This is a genomic window from Clostridium sp. MT-14, from assembly GCF_042436595.1.
Lineage (GTDB): Bacteria > Bacillota > Clostridia > Clostridiales > Clostridiaceae > Clostridium_B > Clostridium_B aromativorans.
In genome coordinates this window covers 1-4,796 of record NZ_JBHMIY010000067.1, presented here as the reverse complement: position 1 = coordinate 4,796, position 4,796 = coordinate 1, and the positions used below count along the sequence as shown (strand labels likewise).

Sequence of the window (4,796 nt, the reverse complement as noted above, 5' to 3'; positions counted from 1 at the left end):
TATTGGGAATCCGAAGCTCTCCATTTCAATGGAGATGTAGTTCACAAAATATAAAATCTTCAATCCCTTTTAAAGTATAGTTCATATTAGAAAAAATTTATAAGTTTATCATTTTAAATATTTTTAATAGAAATTTGTCCAATTACATATTTATACATTAAATGAGATTTTATTAATATAAAATGAGACAAACATTCATTTCGTTTTTCATCCAAATTTTTACCCAAATAATAAATAAGAAAATGCTAAATTTTAAACCGATATTTAGATGCTATCCTTGAGCTGACCGAGAAGAAATGTAGGTTGGAAAGGATGGTTGAATGTCTAAGAATAATAAAATTAAATATACTGTAGCCTTTATACTTGTCTTCATAATAAGCATATATTTGTTTGTACCAATAATAGCTACAAGTTCAGGGCATGTCGAAGATATTGTCAATGCATACGGAACTCAAAGTTTTGCAGGCAATCTGAAACTTCTCATAGCAAATAAAATGGTATTTTTCAAATGGTTCAAATGTTTCATTGTTTTCTTTGGCTTTGTTGCAGGTCTGATTTTTGTTGCAGGCCACGTAAGTCATAAAAAAGAGGACGGGCCTATCGCTATACCTGAACAGGGAACATACGGAACTGCAGAATGGATGCCATATGAAAGGGCCAGGGAAATATTCACTGTTAAAAGCGGGACTTCAGGCAGCGGAATAATCTTTGGAAAGCTAGAAAAAGGCGGCAGTATAGAACTTAGAAGGTCAGGAAAATTTGAAACCGTTGCTCTTTCACTTCCGGTGACAGCAAACAAAAATGTTGCTGTTTATGGTGCTGCAGGTACAGGTAAATCAAGGGCGTTTGTTAGGAATCAAATAATGCAGATAGCCAGGATGGGACAATCCATGGTTATAACTGATCCAAAAGCTGAGATATTTGAGGATATGGCGCCTTTTTTGAGAGACCATGAAGGATACAATGTGAAGGTGCTGAACCTGGTTCATATGATACATTCGGATAGATGGAACCCGCTGGCAGAAGTTACGGATGATATTTCAGCCCAGAGTTTTGCCGAAACTGTTATGGCAAATACAAGGCCGGTTGATGGAAAAGTGGACGAGTTCTGGGAAAAGTCTGAGATGAACCTTTTAAAAGCACTAGTGCTATATGTAGTCACTGTAGTACCGGAAGGAAACAGAAATCTGGCGACAGTATATTCTATGCTAGTGACAAAAAATGTAGTGATACTTGATGCAATGTTTGCACAGCTTGACAGCACAAATCCGGCCAAAATGCCTTATGCCATATATTCACAGGCAAGTGACAAGATAAAGCCTAATATAGTAATAGGTCTTGGATCCAAGTTGCAGATTTTCCAGAATGAAATAGTCCAGAACCTGACTGCAACAAGTGATATAGATCTTACAGCACCTAAATATGAAAAAACTGCTTATTTCTGTATCACATCCGATTCAGAAAGTACATTTGACTTTGTAGCAAGTCTATTTTTCTCATTTCTATTTATGAAACTCACCAAGTATGCTGATTTTTACAAAAAGATGATACCAATTGAAGAGCAGCAGGAAGTGTATTTTATTCTTGACGAATTTCCAAATATTGGTGCTATACCTGGTTTTAAAAAGAAGATATCTACTTTAAGATCCAGGGGTATAATATGTTTTATAATATTCCAAAACATAGCCCAACTCAAGAACAGATATCCACATGATGCATGGTTTGAAATCCTGGGTAACTGTGACAGTCAGCTGTTCTTGGGGGCATCCGACGACATGACGGCAAAACAAGTTTCGGAACATATAGGGCCTACTACGGTGGAATCCCATTCTTCAAACAAAAAAGCTGGAATTGAAGGAATAGCTGATTTTGGATCCCAGAATGTATCACCAAGTGGAAGAAATCTGCAAAACCCTGACGAACTCTTGAGACTTGACAGAAAGAAAGCCATACTCATGTATAGAGGAGAGCAGCCGTTAATGCTGTATAAAATGGATTATTCAGAGCATGAGATGGCAAAACATCTTAAACCAACTGGCATTAGAGACTACAAGCTTCCGTGGGCTGAAAAATATTATCTGGACGAAGAAAAAATGATTGAAAGGGCAATGCAAGAGGTTAGAAAACGTAAGAAAAAGCCTATGAAAGAATTTTCACGCCTCAGAATTTCAGAAAAAGAAATACTGATTTTTATAAGTAAAATCCTAAAGATTGTAGAAGAAAAAATAAATTCTGCCGTAGGAAATGATGAGTCAAAAGTTGTTCCAAAGGGTTTACAAAATAATTTACAAGAGGATAGGAAAGCAGTTGCGCAAGATTTTGTGGAGCAGGGGAAAGAAGAAAAGACTGATATTGTATCCAGTGAATCAAAAAATGAAGAAATTTCTATGATCGAAGAAAAAAATAACAACAAAAATAATGAAGGCGAAAAGTTGCAAGTTGAAAATAAATTTGATGAAGTGAAGAGGTATGACGAATTGTCAAGGGAGGAAATAGAAAATGAAATACACAGGCTGGAAAAGTTGAGAGATAAAAAACCTATGGAAAAGAGTGCTCAATTAAATTTCTTTAAGGATTGTGAAAATTTTAAGGAAGACGGTTTTCTGCAGGATGAACATGACACCCAAGAGGATGAGGAGTCCTTCTGGTAAAAAATCAATGAGTTCTAAAACATTTCTGATGCCAATAAAAATAAAATTTTAAATAAATAAAAAACAATTTTAAAACAAGGTTATTTTTTTGATTTTTAGTTATCATGTAAATGAGGGTAAAAAAATATAGGATAAAATCTTATCTTAATTTAATTGTCATATCATAGTTTTTCATGTTTGTGTATTTATGTCTTTATAAGGGTTTTGCCATAGGCAAAGCCCTCCCTTCTAAAATAAATGCATTGGAGTTGATTACGTGTTTTATTTATCAAAAGATCAAAAACAAATAATGGATTTATTGAAGCAGTTTGGGCATCTTACTATTTCCCAAATAAAAGACATAACTGGAATTAATGATATAGATGAATTGATAGAACCTCTTATGGCAAAACAAGTTCCTTATCTTAAAAAAGAGGGAGACCTTTTACTTTACCCAACAGTTGATAAAATAAACAGAGATTTACTTAAGGCATTAGATGCCTATAGCTATATACATAAAATGTTTGGTGCAAGCTGGTGTACTGTATCAAAATTCCCTTATATTTTGTCTTTTATAGAGGGAAACAAATTTTTTGACATAGCACTGGTTAAAGACGGACAAGAGTCTGTGATTGTTCCTGCCATGGAGAAGAGCAACTCCATGAGGATAATAATTATTGTTGATGATGAAAAACAAATAAGAAAAATAAGTATACCGGGGAAAAAATACAAGTTTTTCATAGATAAAACAAAAAAGTTGATATAAGGGGCGGTAAATCATATGAAGAAACATACTAGAATTGTAACTCAAATTTTAAAGAGTTATTACAGGGATCTTGCTTTAATAGCTTTATTTGAAAGGCAACTAGAAGTGTTAAATTATGGGCTAAGCGAAAATAAACTTATTACCGATATTGAGAAAGAAAAAATATTGAAAAAAATAGATTCAATAAAGAGAAAAATAAAAACTTTAAAGTTCAACAACTGCCAGATAGATTTGATAATGGAATCCATTAGAAAAACCAACAAGAATGACTGTGAAATTTTAGATATGAGATTCAAGAAGGGATTTTTAAACAGCAAGATAAGTATAATCTTAAATTACAATGAAAGTACGATTTGGCAGAGAGAAAATGATTTGTATGAATACATCTACCAGGCCTTGGATGATGAATCCATAGAAGATGCCAAGAAAAAATCCAATAATGAAAGCAATAATCTGTGAAATTAAGGATAGTATTTAATCTATATGGTTGGTATATTTATAGCAGAGTTGGGATTTTGCTATTTGAAAAATATAACAAAATCCATAATGAGGTGTTGTAAGGAGGGAGCAAATTATAATGAAATGGAAAGAACTTTTTAACTACAATAAACCTGACATACAAAAATTTGTAGGCATGTTTAAAAGTAAAGGAATTTCCATGATTAAAGTAGGTTTTTATGGCTTATACGGAAAAAGGGATAACTATGAAATAATGGATGAAAAATCATCAACATTAATATTCCCTAGTAAGTACGAAGTTGTAGTAGTCCCAATTAAAGAAAATTTTGTATCTTTTCCGCTTATATATGATAGATATAAATGGACTCTAGGAAATTCCCGTGCGAAAGATGATGTTGAAAATCTTGTTAGAGTTTTTGAAGAAAACGAAATTGAATGTAAAATAATTAATGAAACTGAATTTTAAAAATTATAGGAGGTTACAGAAAAAATGAGTGATGAAAATGAAATTTCTTTAGATTTAAAAAATATAATCTCCTCAATTCAGAAAAACTCTGTTCAGGATGAAGGGAATTTATTAATAGAAAAACAGTAAGCCATAAATGTGAACCAATAAAGGCTGTCAACAAGAATTTTAATGATATGAACAAGAACTTAATTGGGATGAGCAAGGAATTGCAAAATTATGATTATGTTTCTATATTAAAAGATGTAAAAACTGGTGCTTGGGAGTTATATGTATCCTATTGTGATGATGAATATAACCAATTTGAGGTAACATCAACTGATCCTAATTTTAGTTCAAGTCAAACGCAGAACATACTGAATTAGTTAAGGGAATTCGTGAATTTATAGGAACTATGTATATAGAAGGCGCTAATAAAGGAATATATATCTAAAGTGCACCCCTTTGTCAAGACAATTTTTTAGTAGATTTATAG

The 4,796-nt window shown here is 32.6% G+C and carries 5 protein-coding genes; all 5 read left to right on the top strand.

The window, feature by feature from the left end:
• Positions 1-320 precede the first annotated feature (320 nt).
• The 5 genes from ACFHWD_RS20375 (at position 321) to ACFHWD_RS20355 (ending at position 4,686) form a co-directional block, all read left to right on the top strand.
• A complete protein-coding gene (locus ACFHWD_RS20375) occupies positions 321-2,651 on the top strand; it encodes a VirD4-like conjugal transfer protein, CD1115 family (protein ID WP_378062919.1) in 2,331 nt (776 codons plus the stop codon).
• Positions 2,652-2,907: 256 nt separating this feature from the next.
• Positions 2,908-3,396 (top strand): DUF5697 family protein, encoded by a 489-nt coding sequence (locus ACFHWD_RS20370; protein WP_179977693.1) that lies wholly within the window; start codon positions 2,908-2,910, stop codon positions 3,394-3,396.
• 15 nt (positions 3,397-3,411) lie between these two features.
• Positions 3,412-3,855, top strand: coding sequence for a hypothetical protein (locus ACFHWD_RS20365; protein WP_150356831.1), 444 nt, complete (start codon positions 3,412-3,414; stop codon positions 3,853-3,855).
• 118 nt (positions 3,856-3,973) lie between these two features.
• Positions 3,974-4,321: a hypothetical protein gene (locus ACFHWD_RS20360; protein ID WP_150356832.1), complete on the top strand. Its 348-nt coding sequence runs from the start codon at positions 3,974-3,976 to the stop codon at positions 4,319-4,321.
• Between the two features lie 176 nt (positions 4,322-4,497).
• Positions 4,498-4,686, top strand: coding sequence for a hypothetical protein (locus ACFHWD_RS20355; protein WP_179977692.1), 189 nt, complete (start codon positions 4,498-4,500; stop codon positions 4,684-4,686).
• The last annotated feature ends 110 nt before the right edge of the window (positions 4,687-4,796 follow it).